The sequence below is a fragment of the Enterobacter cloacae complex sp. IR5412 genome, from assembly GCF_049237385.1.
Classification (GTDB): domain Bacteria; phylum Pseudomonadota; class Gammaproteobacteria; order Enterobacterales; family Enterobacteriaceae; genus Enterobacter; species Enterobacter intestinihominis.
The window spans coordinates 2,584-23,083 of the sequence record NZ_JBMKHQ010000017.1; the positions used below are offsets into that span (position 1 = coordinate 2,584).

Genomic DNA, 20,500 nt, shown 5'->3' on the forward strand with positions numbered 1-20,500 from the left:
TGAGATATGCAGTTACACTTACGGCATGTGAACAACTGCTGGTGCATGAAATGGTCAAGAAATCCAAAACTTTACCGATGAATTTGGAAGAAACAAACAAATCGACAGGTGAGATTGTTTCACTGGATATTAACAGCTCCAGCACTGTTCAGCCGGTTCCTCTCATGCGTCTCGGCCTGTTTGTTCCTACACTGAAATCAACGAGTAAGAGCAAGACTAACCGTAAAAATATCACAGATGCGACCGAAGAACTTGTCCAGTTGTCCATAGCCAAGAGCGAAGGCTACAACGACGTGAAAATTACAGGGTCACGTTTGGATATGGACACTGATTTCAAGGTATGGCTGGGGATCGTTCGCTCAATGGCTGAGCATGGGGTGCAGGGAAGTGCGCTTAAGCTCACGTTTGTCGAGTTCGTTAAGATGTGTGGGTTCGATAGCCGGCGCTCCAACCAGAAGATGCGAGATCGTATCAGTAACTCCCTGTTTAAATTGGCATCCGTAACGCTTAAGTTCCAGAACGATACGAAAGGGTGGGTGACACACCTGGTAAAATCAGCCTCATACGATGTCGTTGAAAACGTTGTTGAAATTGAAGCTGAGCCTAAACTCTTCGAACTCTATGACATGGACAGGCGTGTGCTGCTTCGACTTAAAGCCATTGATGCACTGCCACGTAAAGAATCAGCCCAGGCTCTATACACCTTCATTGAAAGTCTACCCCAGAACCACGCTCCCATTTCGATGAAGCGCCTTCGTGACCGGCTTAACCTGACTTCAAGCGTTTACACGCAAAATCACACTGTTAGAAAGGCCATGGAGCAACTGAAAGAAATCGGGTACCTCGAATACACTGAAACTAAACGCGGAAACTCCACCTTCTTCGTCGTTCACTACCGCAATCCGAAGCTGATCCAGACTTCTAAGCTGCCTAAACAAAAGGTTGAAGAGCAGCCGCCGTCAGAAGAGAACTACGACGAAGTCATTAAGGCTTTGAAAACTGCAGGTATAGATCCCGTCAAACTGGCAGAAGCTCTCGCTAAATCCAAACCCGAAAATTGACTGAGGTATGCAGTTTATTGACTGCGATATGCGGTTTGTTTGCTGCGGTATGTAATATTGACTGCGGTATGCAATCTTCACTGAGATATGCGTCTCACATCCCATCTTGACTGCGATACGTAATACGCATACCGCAGTCAATGAAAACCACCCTGAACCAACCAGAATATGTGATTTCTTGACTGCGGTATGTAGAGTTGCGTACTTCGGCAAACGCCATTGACTGCGGTATGTAAAAGCCACATACCTCAGTCAATTCTTGATAACCAATTAGATGATTTTCTTAAGAAGCCCAAAGAGTGTTGGTGCGGTGATCGTCATTTCGTTTTTCAGCTTATCAAAGTGCTGCCACTGCTTGCGCTTGAAGGTGATGGTGCAGTCCCAGCGATCCAGAAGCTCTTCGTTCCCTTCACGCTTAAAGCCCTTTGCGCGCCAGTAACCGCTCTCTTTTTGGATCTCACTTTTCTGCATGGTGTAAATCATTACTAACCTCGGAACACTCGTCAAATATGATACTGGTGTCCTGAGAAGACACGCTGTACACGGCATCCTTTTTAATAAAGGTCTGGCCATCCGAGCCAACACCAAATTTCATCTTCTTCCGCGATTTCAGCGGGGGAGACTTGTAAATCGTAGAGCCGAGCAGCGCGTAAAACTCCATACCGCTGTCAACGACCAGCGCACCGGTCATCCGCTCTGAAACTCCAGTGATTCGCTCTCCAGCTGAATGAACGATGGCAGCGTGACACTGCAACGTTTTCAGGCTATTAGCCTGGGCTAAAGTGGGAAGCATCAATAATGCGATTAACGAGATCCGTTTCATTTCAGCACCGGCGACAGGAACATGAATAATGCGGTGCTGAGCATGAAGGCGTAATAAACGCGCCCGGGCATTGGCTCGAAGGCTTTCTTCATCTGACGGCATAAAACTACCAGAAGGAGAGAGGTTAATTGCAAAGCTACTGTCATGCGAACTCCATAAGATAGGTAGATAGTAACCTATTTTTGAAATGTAAGGAAAGCGTTAGCTGTAGGTTTCTAACGATAAGATCCTCACCAGTGTTTCTGCATCCTCATTGGAGAGCGGTTGGGTATCTTCCTGATACCAACATTGGCTGCCGCGCCAGCGTACATTGCTCTCGTCGATGGTTATCTGGTCATCGTCATAGCCGGTGCATTTGTTAATAGCGCGTTCAATGGCCTCGTCCATCAGTTCCTCATTCTCTGCTTCAACAATGAACAGAGGGAAGACTGAGAAATCACAACTTGAGTGGATTCTGACAAGCGTTTTCATGTGTTTATACCCTTATTATAAGTTGTTGGTTACTTAATTATATTTGACTTAAATAGGCGATTAATTGTTATCTACAGGCCACATCTTCGCGGCTACTCGGGGGAAGTAATCATCCAGGTGAAGGAGGAACCAGACGATCGCCTCTTTGCCATCTACTGAATTTTCAAAGATGTCGATCTTTCTAAATTGCGAATGAAAAATCTCGTGGCAAGTGCCTGGCCAAATTGGTAAGTTCTCACCTGCCTCCTTGAACAGCTTCAGCAGCAATGCCTGTTCTGGTTCTGGTGTAGGCCCAATCTCTTCGGCATACACGCGGATCAGCTTTTGCCAGGGCTGCTCATTCTCAGCCACATCGGGGGCGCCCATTTCGCTAATCGCAGTGCGCATGGATTCAGCCCACAATGGCTGCGGGAAGCCATCCGCTCTTAACTGGTCTACTTCATCAAGCGCAGCGTTTGAAGCGCTGTAAAGCGCTGTCAGAGCGCTTCCCTTTGGTTTACTGGTCATGGCATTTCCTTTTTGAGTTGCAAAGACAATTCGCGAAGTAGGCGAATGTCGTTTTCTTCACCAAAGTCAGAGCTTTCAAGGTGTCTTATGGCGAGTTCTACACCTTCCGCAATCCATCTCTGGCGCTCAGCTGCCTTCTCATCTTTCTGCTGGCTTACCATCAGTTAATCCTTCTTGGTTTTGAAGATGCCGTGATGAGAGTGGTCAATGAAGATCAGGGCATCGTCACCAAAGTCGTCAGTGGTATGCAGCGCCTGGCCATCAGAATCTGACACACCGCTATACTCCTTACCCGGAGTAAACCAATCGACACCCGGCCACACGCTTTCGCATACAACAGTCAAGATTGCCCCCCTATACCTCTAAGAACGCGCAGCGCTTCGTACATAGCTGGTAAGGCTTTTGCCGAATCAGTGTTGTCATCATCATTGTCAAAGATGATCGGTGTGCCCATATCCACATTGCACTCCAGCCAATCGATCATGATTTCGATGATTTTTACCGGTGTGAGCGGCGTTGCTGACTTACTCGCCTCTTCTTTCAAGTGTGGGAACAGGGCATTTAAAAACTTCTCCTGCGCGACGGGGTGCATCTCTCCGTTCAGCTGGAGTTTCCCGAACCAGTTCTTGTCTGAAAGCAGCGTGTAGAAATTCGGCTCACCATCAGCCACCCATTTGATACCTTCGATGTTACTCATCAGTTTTGTTCTCCAGTTCGGCCAGGCGGCCAATTTCTTTGATCCCCAGGCGAAGTGCCACGCCAACGGCTGACGCTTCTAATTCGGCTTTTCCGGCCGACACAATGCTGTCCATCGACTCTTGGATTAGTTGGGTTGAGAACGATAGGTTTTTAGGCAGGTTGCCCAGATGGGCAGACATTGAACGGTACAATTCTTCCAGCTCGCGCTTACCGGCTTTTCCCTTGGCCATTAAAGTTCTGAGGGATTGCAGATCTTCAGCAAGGTTTCCCAGCTGGCGCTGGGCTGCTTCTTCAATGTTCCGGTCAAATCGCTGACGTGTGGACTCCATCCGTTTGATGGGAGGGATGCGAACGCTATCGCCGGTCTTAGTGCGATTGAGCGTACATGGAACACCTTCGCCGAGGCCAAAGCTGCAAACCAGAGTCGCCCATTGAGCTGAACTGAGGCTGATGGATGTTATAGGGCGTCGTGTAGCGCGCGCCGGGTTTTGCACACCATCCCTTTCAACCATCTGGCCTTCGTAGATCTCCAGCTCTATGATTTCAGCATGGCGAAGGTCAGAAGCGAATAAGGTCGTGCCGGTTGAGTGGATGCGGTTTACTGAAACCATCCCAAAAGCAGGGTGATTTGAAACGTTATCGCCCCGAACCTGGGTCATTTCTGGTTCAATGGGTTCTAATGCAAAAGACACTTAATCTCTCCTTTCAATAAACGCGAGGGGGATATGTGTGACACTGTAACCATCCTCTTGAATGTGACGTTCGAATACTCGCTCCACAACGCGCCTGTCTGAGTTGTACATGTAGTTCCCGTAACGCTCATTAGTTACAACGTTCTCTCCCTTGGTCAGCCAATAGCAGTCAACTATCGCGATCCGAAAAGAGCGGGGCGTTGTAACGTCAATAAGAGGTATGTGTTTGAATTTCATATTCACTCAGCAAACAAGTTGTTTTCTTATGGGTCATAATGACAGAAAGAAAAAGGCGTCCAACTGGACGCCTTGTGTTTGTTACGGCTTGAACTGTACGAATGGTGGGGCGCTGTTGCCGCCTCCAGCGACATAAACCGGCGTCTTACCATCCCAGCGATTGATCGCCTCCAGTTGCAGCACTTCAGGATTACTACGAAGCGCCTGGCCGCGCAGGGTGATAGCGTTAGCCTCCGCTTCAGCACGAATGCGATTGGATTCGGCTTCACCTCGCGCCAACTCGATAGCCTTTTGGGCTTCAGCTTTAGATTGAGCGACTTCGTTCTCTACCCGCGCTGCTTTTTGGTTTGCTTCGATCTTAGCGTTAATGGAGTCTTTAACCTGCTTTGGATAATCCAGGTCAGTCGTCCAGCTCAGTTTCACAATGTGAATGCCAATAGGCTCAAGACCGGCGCGCAGATCCTTGGTCACTTCATCGAGCAGCTTGGTTTTTCCACCGGCAGCCAGCTGAGTTATGTTCATGTCGGTGGAGTGCTTAATCAGTGCGTCCGAGATGTTCTGACGTAGATTGCTGGTGGTAATGTCATCAACGCCTTTGCGGTACGTCTGGAAGACTTTGGCCACCTTGTCAGGCTCGACAGCGTACTCAACGCCAACATGCGCGGAGATGGTCATGCTGTCCGAAGTCTGGAAGACGAACGGGTCTTGATACGTGTGCAGCTGGTTAAATGTTGGGAACTTGTACAGCTCTTCGTTAATGGTCAGCCAGTAGCGGCCAACACCAACAACCTGCTGCTGTACGCCCTTCTCAGTGCCATACAGATCGACTTTCACACCAACGTAGCCCGCAGGTACGGTTTCACGATCACACCCTGTCAGCGTGAATGCGGATGCTGCTAATAGCAGCGCGACAATTACCTTTTTCATTTCTTTTTGCGTTTCCATACATTTTTAGAAATGGTCACCAGGGCGACCGGATAAGAAAGAGCGATAACAACGGCCAAAACCATGGCGAAATCATCACTCAGTGAGAACAGTGCTGGCACAATGAATCGATACACCGCTAAGGCAGATGCAATCACTCCAATTGTGAAGGTGTAGAACTTAATCATGTGTTTTTCCGATGTTTTATAGTGCTTATATAAAATAGGTAGTTACCTACCTAATTGCAATCAAAAAAGAAGGGGTGCGTTAGCACCCCTCGATTAAATGGCTATTTGTTAGCCTTATTACTCTACTTCAGCGGTCTCTTTCGCGGCCTCAACTTTGGCGCGCTTATCGCTGTCGATCTTGGCCAGCGCCGCAACGATTTCTTCCATCGGCTTTTGGCGGTACATATCGACGATCTGAGATTTGGTGTATTTCTTATCGCCAATCTCAACGCGGCCAGAAGAATTCTTTGGTAGCAAGCCTTCTTCAAGCATATGCTCAACCAGTGACTCCACCACATCGAGGCCGCGGTTAGTGTCGTAATAGAAATTCCAGCTGCATTTCTCGAATGGCGGCGCCACTTTGTTTTTAACGACTTCAGCACCAACACACTGGCCGATCTTCTCTTTGCCATCCTTCAGCTGGCTTGCACCCAAACGGATGCGCACAGAAGCGTAGAACTTCGGTGAATCACCACCGGGTGAAGTGGTCGGATCGCCAAACATCACGCCAATCTTGGTACGCACCTGGTTGAGCACGATCAGAAGACAGTTGTACTGGCGGCACCATTGGGCAAGGGTAGGGAAGTTCGCTGATGTTGCGCGCGCCAGAGCCGTGTTGTCGTTCATGTTCAGCTCGTCTTTATCCTTCGCAGTGCCTTCAGCCATCTTGGTGAACTTCTCTGCTTTCGAGCGCGGCACCATTGATGCCAGGGAGTCGGTCACGATGACGATCGGCGCATCTTTGGGAATCAGCTCGTTGCTACGGATGGTGTTAAGCAGGATGCCGATGTTTTCCACTGAGTCCTCGAAGGTGTTTGGCTGCTTGTACACCCAAAACCCTTCATCTTCGTCAGCATCTAATCCCATACCCACCGCCAGGCCAACATCAAAGCTGTTTTCGTGGTCAAAGAAGGCTGCAACGCCACCCATACGCTGAGCAGCAATCATCGCTCTGGTGGCGAGAAACGTTTTGCCGGCAGAAGGTGGACCGAAGATCTCAACGATCCGACCAGCTGGCATACCGCCATCGTAGCGGCCAGAAATGGCGCGATTCAGCGGGGCATATCCGGTATCGAGCCACTGCTCGACTTTCTGGATAGTGTCGTTTTTGCCCATCGCTTTATTCAGCGCCTGAGCGAGTTTTGATTTAGCCATGTGTTTTATCCTTGTGGTTTTATACGTTCTGCGGCTTTCGCCTCGTTCCACTCAATCGAGTCGCAATTAAGGTTTTTCTTTACGCGTGAAAGCATTTTCACAACCTGATCTGAAACCTGCCCCAGCTCGCGTTTGGTAACGCTCATCCCGGCGCGTGACAGAATTGTTGGCAGACAGGTCACTGCGCTTTCCCCATGAAGGAAAACGACCTCTTTGGCCAGCGCGGTGTAGGTTGATGGGTGTCCGGTGAACAAAGAGCGGATCATGCGCAGTACCTTTCAAATGGCAGCTTGAACACGTCCATATCTTCAAGGAACGACCGGAAGTTAAGCTCCAGGCACATTTGCTCAAATGCTTTCTGGTCGCGCTCAGCTTTTACTGGCTCGATTACAGTCGGTGGGAATTGAGTTTTGATGAGGTTCATCAGTGACATGTTGCGCTTGAAGGCTTCGAGCATCCGACATTTGGTTTTCTCGTTGAAAGCGTTCTTGGCCAGGTTGTTGAATGCTGTTTTATGGCGACCTTTGTCGATGACAATGCTGCCGCCCATAATGCCCCGCACCATCGTTACAACGCTGCCGTACTCCGCAATAATCTCCTTGGCGCCACCGTCACCAATGCCACCTACAGCAGCAATATTGTCGGACTTGTCGCCCTGGAGTGCTTTGCCTTCGAGAAAGCCGCGGGGAGTTGCATAGCCAGTAAGCTCCGAAAACTGCTCGAAGTTGATCTGTTTATGCTGGGCGTCGGCTCGTACTGTCACCCATGTAACCTTTTCGCTAACCAGCTGAAGCCAGTCCTGATCGCCAGTGAGCAAATAGATGTGTTCAACTGCAGGTGAATCAACTAACTTCTCAACGAACATGCCGGCCAGATCATCAGCTTCGCCATCTTTGGCCGTGAACTGGTTTACGCCCAGCACTTTCATCATGTTGACGATGTAAGGCTTTTGCTTGGAAAAGCCTTCTTTCATCTTCAGCATTTCTGGGTTGTCGTCTCGGTTGGCTTTGTACTCTGGGTAAAACGAACGGCGGCGATCGCTGAATCCGTCCCAAAAGACAATTGGCCGCGCGCGAAGGATAGAGGCATAACGACGAACGTTTTTGACGAAGCCAAAAATCGCCTGCACTTCCATTTCACCGTTGTGAAGTTTCTCTTTCTGCTGCTGGTGGTAGTAGCCGAGGCTGTTACCATCGACGAATAAGTAGTTCAAGGTATGCTCCTTCCAAAAAGTAAGGCGTCCGAAGACGCCTTCTTTCCGTCTATTCGACGATTACAGACCTTCCAGCTCAGCCAGAAGTGAATCCAGTGCCGGGTCTGCTGCTGCAGGTGCTTCTGCCGCTGGCGTTGCCGCCACTGGTTCAGAAACTTTTTCAGCTTCTGGCACGAACTCAGCTTCAACCGCACGAGCAACTTCTTCATCAACGATGGACGAAGGCGCCGGGGTCTCTTCACGCGCAACAGCTGCTGCACCGTGAGTAGTCGCTGGGGCGTCGTCGTGGCCGGTGATGGAGCCGAAACCTGGCAGTGCTGCTGCTGAGGTGGTTGTTGATTTAACAGCGGCAATCGCAGAAGGTGCAGCGATTCCAATCTGACGGCTCATGTGACGCGTGGTAGCCAGCAATTTGGTTTCGTCAGCCTGGTTTGCGAAAGCAATCAGGTCATGCTGCTTGTTCCAGAACTTGTCTTCGATGTTGCCTTTGAAGACTTTGCGCTTAGGAGAGACGCTGTATTTGGTGTCGCGACCAGAACCGGTACGGGTAATGCAGAACGCATAGCCTTCAGTTTTGCTCAGCGGGTTACCAATTTCATCGGAAAGGTCTTCGCCGATAACTTTCAGAATGTCATCGAACACGGTTGCTGGCAGTTCAATCAGCTGGGTTTCTTTCGCATCAGCGAAATCTTCACGAGCAGAAAGTACGCCGTTAACCAGATAGCGTGGAGTGGCGCGCATTGCCTGAATGCGGTCTTCCATTGCTTTGTTGCCTTTGTGACGAGCTTTACCTTCCATCACCATTTCGCACAGCTGGCAAGCACGACCATGGGTGTGTTGATCACACACGTAGGCGGTGGTTGCTTCTTTGCCTTCGTCGTTCTGGTACTTAACGAAGTGCATACCCCACGTTTGATAGAAGACGCCGTCAGGATCGTCTTTGTTTGGGAACAGACGCAGGTAGTTATCGCCATCCTTCAGGCGAGCCATATCGACGTTGTTACCACGCTTAGCTGCGATGTCGCCGCGAGCTTTGCTCAGAAGGTTCATTAATGCTGATGACATGTGTTTCTCCATTATTGTTTTTGGCCGAGGGTGCATTGCACTTTGGGCAGTCGTGACTCGCTAACGAGCAAGCGCATAATAGCTAGTTAACTAGCTATAATCCAGATATAAAAACAGGGTGTCAGGAGGGGCGATTAAAACGCTCGGCGCCCATGCGTTCGATTTCAATAATGGCGAGCTTAGATGCCTGCACGATCATGTCTTTTCGGTGGTTAAAGGCTGCAACGGCATGTTTGTACATGTCTGCCAGGTAACGAGCATCATCCAGCTTTTGCCGATGGGATAGGTAGCTGACGCTGGTCTTTACCTTGGCGTCGAGGATTGATTCGTTGAACTTGATTCCGTTCATACTCAAGTCTTTACGGTGTGTGTCATAAAGTTTGGCCTCAACAGCATCGAGGCCGCGCTTAGCATCAGCCACTTGTCTTTCAGCCTGCGCCAGTCTTGCACCGTACTGCATGAGCAGCACTGGTTGTCGTTGCCAGACCGCCTCAAGGTCGTCGCGATTAAACTCAAGGTCGATGATAATTTGGTCAAGAATATTGTTCATATTTCATGTAGCTCATTAGCTAATTTTTGGTTTCAAAACTTTACCAGAATTGAACAAAATTTAATAATTTATTGGAGATTAGCCGATCAGCGTTGCTTTGACTTCAGGGACGAAACATAAGGTGTTGTCTAGGGTCAGAAAAAGTTGTTAAATCTATGGGATTTTTCTCAATAAATCTAACTTGTCAATGCGGATGGCGCTAAGTAAAAAATGAAAGAAAAACAAATAGAGTTTCTTTATCAATCGATTAATGATACCCAAGCCACTATTCGTGCAACAGATGTCAAGATTGGCTTCTTGTTTGTCGTTATCTTTCTTCCTTTGACTTCAGTTGAAGGCCTTTCCAAAGCAGTGGCAAAGCTTTGGACTTCTCCTTACCACTTGGGATTTGTTTCAGTAATTACAGCATTCTTATGGCTTGCCTCGGTATATGTTTTGTTCAAAAGTTTGTCGCCAATAACTGACATAAAAAAACATATGATCGGCATAGTTCCAGCTGATACTTTTTACATGGGTGGCATGCCTCTCATAGGGAAGAAGGATTTCTTTAGCATCAGTGATGTTAGAGCAACTCAAGATGTTCAAACTTACCTATCAGCTATACCTCAAGATGAACAAAAATTACTTGAAGAACTAGCTAGTGAAAAGATGAAAGTATCTTTAATTCGTAATGTTAAAAATCTTCGGGTCAATGTATGCACTAACTTGACTTTGGGATGGCTTACTTTAGGTATGTTTCTATCTACTGTATATTACTTCAATTTTGGAGTTCAGGCATGAATAATGATCAGCGGTCAATAATTGCTAACTTAGTTGATAGGTCTCTTAATCAAGCTGAATACCATTGGAGTAATGGTGGATATAAATTAATATCAGAGAGTAGAGTCGGCACCGAAGCCTTCAATAAGAGTGCTATGGACTCGGCCCCAAGTCAAATACCTGGGCATGAAATAGTTATGGAAGGCGAGACGATAGTAGACGATTTCATAGCTATTGTTGCCGATATGCGCAATTCTACAGATCACATGCTTACTGCCAGTAATTCGATTAGGCTTGAGGGAATACAGCGTGTGTTTTATGAAACCTCTGCTCTTTTGCCTGCTCTTGAGAAAACAATAAATATATATAAAGGGGGTGTCACTGAATATTTAGGTGATGGTGTTCTTGGTTTTTTCAAAAAAGAAGAAGAAAAACCGGAACAGTACATTTACGATGCTCACAATGCGGCTAAAGATTGCTTAAATAATACTTTAGATATCGTAAACACCGCCTTAGCAAATAGATACGACCTTCCGCCCTTGAAGATTGGTATTGGATTGGCACTTAGCAAGGCGCTGGTAAGCCTTTCTGGAATTGAAGGAGCTAGACATGCTAAAGCATATGGAGAATGCGTGTTCAGAGCAACTAAACTTTCAGGTGGCAACAATGTTATTCTTATTGATAGCAATTTGAGAGCAGCTTGGCCTTCCTCAAAAGGTGGCAGGTTGTCATTTGTATTAAGTGACATAGGCAGAGGTGGCGTTCAAGGTTATCGGATCAACGTCGGATAAACAAAAGGGGCGGAAGCCCCTATTTTTAGAGGTTATAATGGAACTGAATCCTGACGCCAAAGTGCGGGCAATAAATGAGTTGATTTCGCGGAAAATTATCATTAAAAATAAAGAGGATATTTGTTTTGGAAGCCGCGTTACCCAAAGGACCTTTGATGAAATTGAGGTAGCTATAAGGGCTTTATATCCTTCAAATCATGATTTTGTTAGTGAGTGGAAGGAAATCTCGGCGGTCATTAAAAAAACCGATATGAAATCTTACGATAGAGACCTAGACTATAAAGTTGTTCGCGATGATATAATTAGAAATACGGTTGGGTTAATTAATAAAATAACATCTGACTATAGAAAATATAGAGGCGAATTGTTTGGGTCTGCTAATGTTGACTCGCTATCAAAAGCCATAAATATATGTGAGCGTTTCGGTCTGGTCGTGGATGCTATGAAAATCAGATATGCTTCAAGACCACCATTGTTGATGAATGATGAATATGATGTGCAAGACCTACTCCATGCTCTTCTGAAAATTGAATTCGATGATATTAGATGTGAGGACGCTGTTTCTTCAACATTTAATCGGAACGCCCGCATCGATTTTGTTTTACATAAAGAAAAAATCGTAATCGAATGCAAAATGACGAGGGCGGGTCTAAATGATAAAGAGATTGGAAAACAGTTAATAGAGGATATTATGAAGTATACGAAACATCCAGATTGTGGGCATTTGATTTGCCTTGTATATGACCCTGCAGGATTAATTGTAAATGAAGCAGGAATACAAAACGACTTGAATAGATATAAAAATGTATTGAGCACAACTTTCCTAAGAGTTAAATAATTAAAGGCGCTATATAGCGCCTTTTGCTTACGCTGCTTGCATCATTCTCGCAGCTCTTTGACGGCGGTACTCGCCAACGTCGCCAAACTTTTCGGCCTCAGTAAACTCATTGGCTACCTTTGTCACCAGACTGTCGCGGTACGCCTTTAGCTCATCTAGCTTTTCCAGCGCTTTGCTCGAACTACTGATGCCGTCAACGAATCGACGCATAAGAGGATCGTAAACGACGTTGAGCATTGCCTTGGCCGCCTTGCGTAAACGATTAGGGGCGCGTTCGCCATCGTATTTGGCGCTGGCCACGGCCAGCTCAAGTGTCATAGTGCGGTCGATAAACTCCCAGAAGTTAGAGCGGGTAATTGCTTCGCGCGCTTTCTCAATCATCGCCGGTGCCAATTCGGTAGTCATTATCGTTTATTCCTGTTTTTAATTTGTTCTTTCCAAACGCCAATAGCCAGCGGAAGGGTCAGGTGGTAGATCTCATTTCTGAATGTGCAATGACGTGCTGCCAGCTCTGTATGGCGCAATAAAACGGGATATGTCGTGCCGTTCTCTTCCCACCAAAATTGCTCGGTATTCTCATCCGTCATTCGAATGACTTCAGGCGCTGATTTGCAGTTGGGGCAGCGCAAGTCTGCCCTATAGAGGATGTGAGGCTTGCTCACGAATTTACTGCCTCGGCAACGTCAGCGAGGATCAACTCCAGCTTTTCGCCTTCTTCTGGGCGGAAGTGGAGAATGTTGGGATTAAAGCCATAGAATACCGTGACATCCAACTCCGGCAGATACTCTTTACGGCCAACAAGATCTGATGGCTTCGATTTGTTGTTAAACAGGCTGGTGGACTTGGCGCCGCACGTAAGAATGTACGTTGGTCGTACCAAAGCCACCTCTGCTTTGATGAACTCGTTAAACTGGCCTAACTCGTCTTTGGTGTAGTCCTTTTCTTTGTCCTTCACCTTCTTGCAAACGCCGGTAACGTACAAATCGCCCATCTTCAGATCACCGGCAACCAGCAACTTCGCCTTGAAGTCGTCATAACCGTTCTCCATGAAGTAGCCGGTTTTTCCATCGTTACCGTTGGCGTTGTCGAGGATGATCATCAAGCGTGGTTTGATGCCGATGCTCGGACGGATAAGCTCATCACCCAGCCCCATTTCAGCGGCCATATTCGTCATCAGCACGTTTACTTCAGCCTGGCGTTTCAGGTTCATTTCAAACCGGCGTGTCGCTTTTACCGCATCGATCACCAGATTACCCATCAGCTCCGCCTGGTCACGGCGACGCTCTTCGGAAGTTGCGGGTAAGCTGCCGGGGATGATGCTGGCAAATGCACCGACACGATCGAGAGAATCACGAACACGACTGTTGCAGGCGCGCTTCTCAACCGCCTCTTCAAACTGCATGATGTCGGTGAAATGGCCTCCCACTTTCGCTCGGGCGCGCATGATCGCCTGGCATCCATTCTCTGAGCATCCTTTAACAGCTGAGAAGGGCGCATACAGCACTTGCGTACCGTCTTCCATCTGGCGGATCTCAATGCGGTTGGTCGAGATATTTACATCTGGTGGCAAGATGCGAATGCCAAAGCTCAGAGCGTCTTTAACCAGCCCCTGATGCTTGTCATCACCCAAAATAGTCAGCGCTGCTGCGAAGAATTGGGCAGGGTAGTGCGTCTTCATGAACATCGACTGATAGCTAATCAGCGAGTAAGCCACTGAGTGAGATTTGTTGAACTGATACGCCCCGTTTTTCTCAAACGCTTCCCAGATCTCTTTTGCTTTGCTGTCGCTTAGTCCGGGCTTCGTGGAAATCGTCTCTAAAACTTTCATTGGTGCCTCTTAATCACAATCCATGTATTAATTTTCGCAGCTCAGATACGGCATCCAAGCTGCGTTAAACGGTTAGATGCCCAGAACGTCGGCGCCATCGTGCATTGCTTCTTCGATGGTTCGCAGCTTGCCATCGGCACATTTGAAGTGCTCCGCGCGGTGGAACTGGCGAGTGGTTCCGTCTTCCAGCTTCACCTCTATCCAGCCGGCCTGGGCTTGCTCGATAAACTGGTTACCGACCTTCTTCATCTTCTCCATGTCTTTTTTACCGATCGCTTTTCGGACGCCATCAGCTTCCGCGAGCGTGAAGCCGGCCAGCAGCTGCGTGGCCTTCATGGTTTGTTCCTGAAAGAGAATTACCCCATTGGTCTCAGAGGTAAGCTCATCGAGTACCTGGTGGATGGAATCAGCCTCTTTGAAGCCTTTGGCCACCGAAACGTAGCTGTCCAACATTCCAGATTCGATCGGGCCAGGTCGGAATAATGCTGTCGTGGCGACAACTGTTTCAAAGCTCATCGGATCAATGCCGCCGCCCAGATCCTTTAGCAGCTTACGCATCGATCCTGATTCAAGCTGGAACACGCCCTGGGTGTGGCCACCGGCAAAGCCATCAAGAACCTTTTTGTCAGTTAGTGGAATTGCATCGAGATCAATCACGCTTCCCGTGGCTTCTTTCACGTATTGCTGCGCATAAGCCAGCAGATCGAGCGTAGCGAGACCTAGCACGTCCAACTTAATCAATCCCATGGATTCGCAGTAACGCTTGTCAAAAGCGATTACACGCGCATCCCCGCGTCGCTCGACCGGTGTGCGCTCTGTCAGTTTCACACCGGCTACGATCATGCCAGCTGCGTGGCGGCCGAATCCGCGCATGAGACTTTGCAATTTGGTGGCCGCGTTAAATGCGTCCGGGTATTTGGCTGCGTATTTGTCCAGGCTGGAAAGCTCTTCGCGCATCTCTTCGAGTGACAGTGAATCGTCATCGACAAAGCGCAGGTCTTTCGATACCGCCATATCCGCTGAATCCACGCCAAAGATACGTGCGGTGTCGCGCAGTGCTGAAGCTGCACCGAGGTATGTGAAGTTGGGAATGCCAGCGACGTAATCCTCCCCGTAACGCTCACCCAGGTACTCAATGACCTCGTGACGACGTGCCTGGCTAAAGTCCAGATCAGCATCGGGCAAGTCGAGACGTTCAGGGTTAATGAAACGTTCGAACAGCAATCCATGGCGAATAGGGTCTACGTTTGTAATCCCCACGCACCAGGCGACAAGAGAGCCAGCGGATGAACCACGGCCAGGCCCAACAGGAATCCCGGCGCCGCGAGCGTAATTCATCAGGTCGTGAACCATGAGGAAGTAGCCGCAGAAGCCAAGGCGGGTTAAAACATCAAGTTCGTACTTCAGGCGCTCAACATAATCACGGTGCATTGTGGCTGGTGGTGCATAGCCGAACTCTTTGGTGCTAAGACGCTTCCTCAGCCCCTCTACAGCGAGTTTACGCAATGTGGCTGGCTCATCATCTGCCATGGTTGGTAAAGCGGGTTCCAGCGGGTGCCAGCGCCATGTACACGCATCAATGATCGCGTCCTGAGTTGTTGAGACCATTGCTGGCGTGACGTTGACACCCATCCGCACCGCAAACTCCTTCAATAGCTGGAGTAAGTGGCGGCGATCATTAACGCCATTGTCACGTTGATACGGGATTCGCATACGGTGCAGCTGGTCGATTTTGATGTTGTTCAGCACCATATGCGCGATGTCTTTGATGTCAGCGTCAGTGGGAGCCTCGTAGTAAGCAGGGTAGAACGCCACCGGCTCGATCTTAAGAGCACTGGCCACCTTGAGCGCTTTGCTATTCAGCTGGTCATAGAGTGGGGTAGCAATCGGATAAACGGCGCAGTAAAAGTTCTCACGGCCGCCAGCGTGAACCAGCTGGGCGATAATCTTCGCGAAGTCCGGGCGCTGGAATACGCTTCCCATGTCCGAGGTCAGCAGGATGATGTTGCCTTTGGCGAACGTCGCCAGCAGTTGCGCCAGCTCAAGACGGGGAACGTGATAAAACTGCTCGCGTGTGTTTGCCAGCGTCATCAGTTCGCAGAGATCGACATAACCTTGCTCGTTCTTAATGAGCGCCGTGAAGCTGTAGCTGCGCGCGCGCGTTAATGATTCCATACATCCTTTAGACTCCTTAGCGAGTCGAGCGCGGTGCTCGTATGTAGGATCGTCAACCAGGTTCAGCTTTACACCACAAATGACCGCGACATCGTCACCAGCCGCCATCTGCAAGGGGATTACGGATGCCAGATTCATGCTGTCAGCGGAGATCACCGACGAGTAACCCATTTCGCGGGCTTTCTCTACGGCGCGCTCTGCCTTCAAAGACGACTCACCCAGGGAGAAGTCAGTTCGTACCATTAATGCTTTCATGTGCTTTTGCCTTACTTGTCTTTTTTATTTTGTCGTTTGGGAAGCCAGCGAACTTCCCGTAAATCTTGATAGCGGTCTCTTGTGCCTTAACGAAGCAATCCCGCTTGCTGGAACATGCCATGCAAACGGGATTAGTTTCAGAGGCTGCTATCAGTGAACCAAAGCAGCCTTTGCTCATACGAAAATGCGATCCGCGATCTCGCGCGCTGCCTGGGCAGACGCTGAAGGGAGTTTGTTGATGAATGCGCGTTGCAGACCAGCTGGAATGTCACCGCGGCGAATACCAACCTGAAGAGACAGCAGCAGCTCGCGCGGCCCAATTGGTTGTGAGATCACGCTGGTTTCGTAGCCTTCACGAATAAGAGTTGCGAAGCGCACCAGCTTCTGAGCGAAATCATCTGTAGCGCCTGCTTTGACCAGCATGTTGGTTTCGGCGCGCTGGCTCATGTAATGAACTTTCGAGACAATTCCAAAGCGAGAGAAGTTGGCGGCGTTCTGCAGGTTTGTACCCTGATACAGTCCTGTTTCGTCTCCAGATCCGTTTGTGTTGCCGGTGGCGATGAAAGCAAACCGTTTGTGCGGTGCAACGCGGCGCCACTCTGGGGTAGCTTCTTTGATGACAAGACCTTCACCCTCCAGCACTGGCTGGTAGATGCCCAAAATTTGAGGGAATGCAAAGTCGTATTCATCTGCCAGATATACCCAGCCGTGACGCATTGCCAGTGCCAACAAGCCAGGCTCGAAATAAGTTGAACCGTCTCGTGCCAGAATCTGCCCGGAGATATGAGCTTCTTCCGTCGAAGCGGTGTGCTGAGAGCGGATGACCGGTCGATTCATCAGGGCGCAAAGCTGAGTTGGTAGAGAGGTTTTGCCAGTGCCTGCATGACCCCACAGATAGCCTGGAATGCCCAGCTCCATCATCATCAGAACATCTTTGATAAGCTCAAAGTCACCGTATACGTAGTTGTCTTTGGCCACCGGTACAAACTCTGGGAATGGCGTGTTTACGTTCACTGATACCTTGAGGGGCTGGTTTAGCGCGGTGGATAGATTTTTCAGATCTACGCCAAGCAGCTCGTGTGCGGCCACCATCTCCACCTTGTATTCCTCAGTGCCGATGTAGCCAACCTTAACGGTCGGTGCTTTGCTCTCAGCAGCTTGAATTTCCTGCTTACGAGCCTGAATTGTCTTAATGGCCAAAGGTGAAATCGTTGGGGCGTTGGGGAACTGAGTGGTGTATGCCGCGATGATGTCTTCTACGGTACTGCTCTTATGCTCTTCAGGAATGCCGGTGCATTTGCCCTGCAGATGCGATTTCAGGTGGTGGAACTCGCAAGAACACCAATGGCAGGTGATGGTTTCCTTCGCTGGGGTGTCTTGGACTTGGACGGCGCTCATGTGCTTTTCCTTTCTCGTTTTTGTTTATCTGGTGCTTATAGTAATAATTTTAAGATAAAAAGATAAGTAGCTGCCTACTTATCTTTATCGGCACAGCTTAGCCAAGTATCAATTGAGACAATTTCCTCACGACAGTGGCGCCCAGGTCTTCCACTTTTTTAACTTCGACGTGGTTCTTGTAGAACCGGCTGGGAGCATCCGTAAGAATGCCGATACCCATTAGTTCGATAAGACCACTGCCTTCTATTGACTCAGCCACAGCTTTAAGATGGTCGCTGAAGTCATGACCGATTCCAGCTGGTGCACCGTCACTCATGACAAGCATGATTTTCTTATCCTCAGTGCGGCCAGCAAAGTGCTGAGCTAAAGCCATAATTGATTCACCATCAATGTTGTCTTCAAGGGGGAATCTCTCTGACAAGCAGCCTAAGCGTTTGCGTGTGGTGGGCGTGTTTGCTCGTTCGTGCCAACCCTTGATAGTGGGGAGCATCAATGATTCATAGCGGTTGTAGCCGCGACCCATCTTCCTTGCTGCATCGATGTCACAGCCTGCAGTTGTAAACCCGGTAATGATGTTCGGAACATTTATGCGATCGAGCGCGTCAGAAATTGTGTAGGCGCAGGCCAGTGCGAGACAAATTTTCGAACCCTGCATCGAGCCAGACAAGTCGATAACCTGCTGCACACAAGCGTTTACTGCCTTATGGTCTTCCTTGCGACGGAATACGCGGTCATCGTTCATAGACAGTCGGTACAAATTAGCGCTATGCACTTTTCCACGACGTTGACCAGGTACGAACTGGACTTTGTTACGGCTCGCAATGGCACGTTCAAGGTCTTTAGCCAGTGTTGAAGCCGATCCATCAGCGAGACGACGCTCGACATTCGAGGCAAATAAACTGGTGCCTTCGTCGTCGATACGCCAGTTCTTTAAAACACGGTTAAGATGGATGCGGCCAAAAGCTTTATGAGTTTTGCGGAGATGGTTCTCAACTTCATCAATCGGGCCAATAAAGTCGTAGGAGCGTTGATATGGGCGATATGAGCCTTTTGGCACACCTTTCAGCTCGTTGGCCATTACCTCGTTGAGCGCTTCCTCCATACCTTGCTCTGGAGCCACCTCAGTGCCTTCCAGCGCCTTAAACGCTGCGTCCAATGGAATTTCACCAGTACCGCCATCTTCTTCGTTTAGATCGCCCTGGGTGGCTTCCTGACGACCATCACTTTCTAGATCACCTGGTGTGCTTTGTTGGTCATTTGAGTTGGCCGCTGAATCAGTATCGTCTGCACCGCCCGAACCACTTTCAGGCTGCTCATTATATGGTTCATTGTCGTCCGACTCGCCCTCAAATCCACCAAACCCTTCAGACTGATCAGATTCCTCTTCACCTTCTGGTTTACCATCACCATCACCTGATGTAGCTGGGGCGTCATCCTCGTGAGCGTCACCATCTTTAGGCTGGGAGTCATTAGCGTTGCTGGAGTCAGTATCTGATTCAGAGCCTTCTTCCTTATCTTTTATATTATCTTCATTACTATTATTTACAGGAGCAGGCTCTTCTTCTTCCTGTGTCTCATCATCACTGCCAGGCTTATCACTAACAGATTCATCATTTGATTTAGTAGGTTGTTCACTACCTACATGATCAGGCGAATCATTTTCCTCCGAATCACCATGTCCAGATTCACCTTCTGGTTTCTCCATTTCTTCCTTTAAAGCCAGTGAAATGCGGCCTGCCAGCTTGATGCAATCTTCGGTGCTCATCAACATTGGCACAGCAGCCGGCACACCACCTTTACTTAGTTTTGATACAGGATCGCGAACATAAGCCCAATACGGCTCCATGAACTCAATAAAAGGCGTTTGTCCCGCCCAGGCACGTAAAGCTGGCATTAACAGGAACTTTAGAAAGAGATCCCGCGGGTTACGTGATAAAGCCTTTAGTGCGTCATCCACTTTCGGAACGAAAAGTTTTTCAATTACATGCCGTTGCGTGTTGACAAGGTTGCGTTTAGAGCCAGAAAAAACCTCACCCATGCGTCGTTCAATGAAGGTGTCTTCAACAGCGTTCCAGAGGTGAAAAGCTGGGCTGTCTTTCTTTTCGAGTAGCTTAAATGCTAGCTTCGAGTCGGTGAAAAGGAGGTGGGCGACTTCATGGTCAAGGAAGCCACGGATCGCGTTCATGAGGCTATCAGTGGCATCATCTGGCAGAGAAGGTAGGTTCACCATGCAAGGCGTCCCATCTTTGTTGTATTCGACGTATGCGCGGCTTCCACGTTCTGCCACAGGAATGTCTTTACCGGAGAGCATGACAACAACCTTGCGAACACTTTCGCGAAATATCTGAACCTCTTTTCTAATTTTTTGTTTGTTTTTCATGTGCTTTTCCATTTCTTGTTTATGAAAACAATTTGTTTTCTGAGTGGTGATAATAACATTGCGCGCAATGAATGAGACCATTAACGCGCAGGCTAGTAACAAGGTTTGGATTTTAAGAAAGGCTAAAGAGAATTAAAGAAAACGTGTGACCAGATTGGTTTCGCCAGTGCAGGCAAGGGTGTACTTCATTTGCGCAATGCTGATGTGAAAACATGCGACGGCGTCGTCTCCGCAGTCAATGTCAATACCGTTGCAGCGAAGGATAATGTCAGAAACTAAATGGTAAGGAACGGCGATAATCATACCTACGCCAAGTGCCTTCAAGGAGGCAATTAGATCATCCATAAACAACCTTTGAGACAGTTCTTATTTAATGAGGCGGCATCTTATACGGTATGTAACAAAAATCAAAGGTTTTATATCAAAAATAATTCTCATTACGCCTTGAGATA

Annotated in this window: 24 protein-coding genes and 1 pseudogene; 4 read left to right on the top strand and 21 right to left on the bottom strand. The window is 48.6% G+C overall.

Translation table 11 applies throughout. From position 1 onward, the window contains the following. Positions 1-50: 50 nt before the first annotated feature. Positions 51-1,061, top strand: a complete 1,011-nt coding sequence (locus tag ACOTX2_RS21660; protein ID WP_057057133.1) for a RepB family plasmid replication initiator protein — start codon at positions 51-53, stop codon at positions 1,059-1,061. A 270-nt stretch (positions 1,062-1,331) separates the two neighbouring features. Here the strand turns inward: ACOTX2_RS21660 and ACOTX2_RS21665 are convergent, their stop codons facing one another. The 14 genes from ACOTX2_RS21665 to ACOTX2_RS21730 form a co-directional block, all read right to left on the bottom strand. Then, entirely contained in the window at positions 1,332-1,532 is a 201-nt protein-coding gene (locus tag ACOTX2_RS21665; RefSeq protein ID WP_057057132.1) for a hypothetical protein, read from the bottom strand. Continuing rightward, the gene (locus ACOTX2_RS21670; RefSeq protein WP_127353346.1) at positions 1,519-1,986 is read right to left on the bottom strand and encodes a hypothetical protein; all 468 of its coding nucleotides are present in this window, start codon (positions 1,984-1,986) and stop codon (positions 1,519-1,521) included. The genes ACOTX2_RS21665 and ACOTX2_RS21670 overlap by 14 nt, the downstream gene beginning before the upstream one ends. Before the next feature lie 99 nt (positions 1,987-2,085). Continuing rightward, on the bottom strand, positions 2,086-2,355 hold the full coding sequence (locus ACOTX2_RS21675) for a hypothetical protein (RefSeq protein WP_057057130.1): 270 nt from the start codon (positions 2,353-2,355) through the stop codon (positions 2,086-2,088). 60 nt (positions 2,356-2,415) lie between these two features. After that, complete coding sequence (locus ACOTX2_RS21680; protein WP_057057129.1) at positions 2,416-2,862, bottom strand: DUF7238 family protein; 447 nt, start codon at positions 2,860-2,862, stop codon at positions 2,416-2,418. Beyond that, a complete protein-coding gene (locus ACOTX2_RS21685; protein ID WP_157844757.1) occupies positions 2,859-3,023 on the bottom strand; it encodes a hypothetical protein in 165 nt (54 codons plus the stop codon). The genes ACOTX2_RS21680 and ACOTX2_RS21685 overlap by 4 nt, the downstream gene beginning before the upstream one ends. 179 nt (positions 3,024-3,202) lie before the next feature. Beyond that, positions 3,203-3,559 (bottom strand): DUF957 domain-containing protein, encoded by a 357-nt coding sequence (locus ACOTX2_RS21690; RefSeq protein ID WP_057057128.1) that lies wholly within the window; start codon positions 3,557-3,559, stop codon positions 3,203-3,205. Further along, positions 3,552-4,253 carry a hypothetical protein gene (locus ACOTX2_RS21695; RefSeq protein WP_239687515.1) on the bottom strand — a complete coding sequence of 234 codons (702 nt, stop codon included), beginning with the start codon at positions 4,251-4,253 and terminating at the stop codon, positions 3,552-3,554. Before ACOTX2_RS21695 ends, ACOTX2_RS21690 begins: the two co-directional genes overlap by 8 nt. Before the next feature lie 318 nt (positions 4,254-4,571). Beyond that, positions 4,572-5,417, bottom strand: coding sequence for an SPFH domain-containing protein (locus ACOTX2_RS21700; RefSeq protein ID WP_057057126.1), 846 nt, complete (start codon positions 5,415-5,417; stop codon positions 4,572-4,574). Further along, a complete protein-coding gene (locus ACOTX2_RS21705; protein WP_072931870.1) occupies positions 5,414-5,602 on the bottom strand; it encodes a hypothetical protein in 189 nt (62 codons plus the stop codon). Before ACOTX2_RS21705 ends, ACOTX2_RS21700 begins: the two co-directional genes overlap by 4 nt. A gap of 117 nt (positions 5,603-5,719) precedes the next feature. Beyond that, entirely contained in the window at positions 5,720-6,796 is a 1,077-nt protein-coding gene (locus ACOTX2_RS21710) for a recombinase RecA (protein ID WP_057057124.1), read from the bottom strand. A gap of 5 nt (positions 6,797-6,801) precedes the next feature. Continuing rightward, positions 6,802-7,062 (bottom strand): hypothetical protein, encoded by a 261-nt coding sequence (locus ACOTX2_RS21715; protein WP_057057123.1) that lies wholly within the window; start codon positions 7,060-7,062, stop codon positions 6,802-6,804. Beyond that, a complete protein-coding gene (locus ACOTX2_RS21720) occupies positions 7,059-8,009 on the bottom strand; it encodes an exonuclease (protein WP_416503114.1) in 951 nt (316 codons plus the stop codon). The genes ACOTX2_RS21715 and ACOTX2_RS21720 overlap by 4 nt, the downstream gene beginning before the upstream one ends. Before the next feature lie 60 nt (positions 8,010-8,069). After that, positions 8,070-9,074: a hypothetical protein gene (locus ACOTX2_RS21725; protein ID WP_057057121.1), complete on the bottom strand. Its 1,005-nt coding sequence runs from the start codon at positions 9,072-9,074 to the stop codon at positions 8,070-8,072. Positions 9,075-9,195: 121 nt separating this feature from the next. Continuing rightward, positions 9,196-9,624: a hypothetical protein gene (locus tag ACOTX2_RS21730; RefSeq protein ID WP_219989683.1), complete on the bottom strand. Its 429-nt coding sequence runs from the start codon at positions 9,622-9,624 to the stop codon at positions 9,196-9,198. Positions 9,625-9,834: 210 nt separating this feature from the next. Between ACOTX2_RS21730 and ACOTX2_RS21735 the strand changes: the two genes are divergently transcribed. From ACOTX2_RS21735 to ACOTX2_RS21745, 3 genes are read left to right on the top strand one after another with little or no spacing between them, the layout of a single operon-like run. Then, positions 9,835-10,404, top strand: coding sequence for a hypothetical protein (locus ACOTX2_RS21735; RefSeq protein ID WP_057057119.1), 570 nt, complete (start codon positions 9,835-9,837; stop codon positions 10,402-10,404). Then, positions 10,401-11,174 (top strand): hypothetical protein, encoded by a 774-nt coding sequence (locus ACOTX2_RS21740; protein WP_057057118.1) that lies wholly within the window; start codon positions 10,401-10,403, stop codon positions 11,172-11,174. Before ACOTX2_RS21735 ends, ACOTX2_RS21740 begins: the two co-directional genes overlap by 4 nt. Before the next feature lie 37 nt (positions 11,175-11,211). After that, positions 11,212-12,012, top strand: coding sequence for a malate dehydrogenase (locus ACOTX2_RS21745; protein WP_239687514.1), 801 nt, complete (start codon positions 11,212-11,214; stop codon positions 12,010-12,012). A 27-nt stretch (positions 12,013-12,039) separates the two neighbouring features. Here ACOTX2_RS21745 and ACOTX2_RS21750 read toward each other — a convergent pair whose 3' ends face one another. The 7 genes and pseudogenes from ACOTX2_RS21750 to ACOTX2_RS21780 all read right to left on the bottom strand — a co-directional run bounded on the left by ACOTX2_RS21750 (position 12,040) and on the right by ACOTX2_RS21780 (position 20,393). After that, on the bottom strand, positions 12,040-12,417 hold the full coding sequence (locus ACOTX2_RS21750) for a hypothetical protein (protein WP_071886813.1): 378 nt from the start codon (positions 12,415-12,417) through the stop codon (positions 12,040-12,042). After that, positions 12,417-12,599, bottom strand: a complete 183-nt coding sequence (locus tag ACOTX2_RS21755; RefSeq protein WP_219989684.1) for a hypothetical protein — start codon at positions 12,597-12,599, stop codon at positions 12,417-12,419. The genes ACOTX2_RS21750 and ACOTX2_RS21755 overlap by 1 nt, the downstream gene beginning before the upstream one ends. A 71-nt stretch (positions 12,600-12,670) precedes the next feature. Then, a pseudogene (locus tag ACOTX2_RS21760) lies at positions 12,671-13,813 on the bottom strand (DNA polymerase III subunit alpha); the annotation flags it as partial. 99 nt (positions 13,814-13,912) lie between these two features. Continuing rightward, on the bottom strand, positions 13,913-16,270 hold the full coding sequence (dnaE, locus tag ACOTX2_RS21765) for a DNA polymerase III subunit alpha (RefSeq protein WP_072189984.1): 2,358 nt from the start codon (positions 16,268-16,270) through the stop codon (positions 13,913-13,915). 174 nt (positions 16,271-16,444) lie between these two features. Next, positions 16,445-17,668, bottom strand: coding sequence for an AAA family ATPase (locus ACOTX2_RS21770; protein ID WP_057057115.1), 1,224 nt, complete (start codon positions 17,666-17,668; stop codon positions 16,445-16,447). A gap of 97 nt (positions 17,669-17,765) precedes the next feature. Next, complete coding sequence (locus ACOTX2_RS21775) at positions 17,766-20,048, bottom strand: cobaltochelatase CobT-related protein (RefSeq protein WP_421625983.1); 2,283 nt, start codon at positions 20,046-20,048, stop codon at positions 17,766-17,768. Between the two features lie 132 nt (positions 20,049-20,180). Further along, complete coding sequence (locus tag ACOTX2_RS21780; protein WP_057057113.1) at positions 20,181-20,393, bottom strand: hypothetical protein; 213 nt, start codon at positions 20,391-20,393, stop codon at positions 20,181-20,183. Positions 20,394-20,500: the final 107 nt, after the last annotated feature.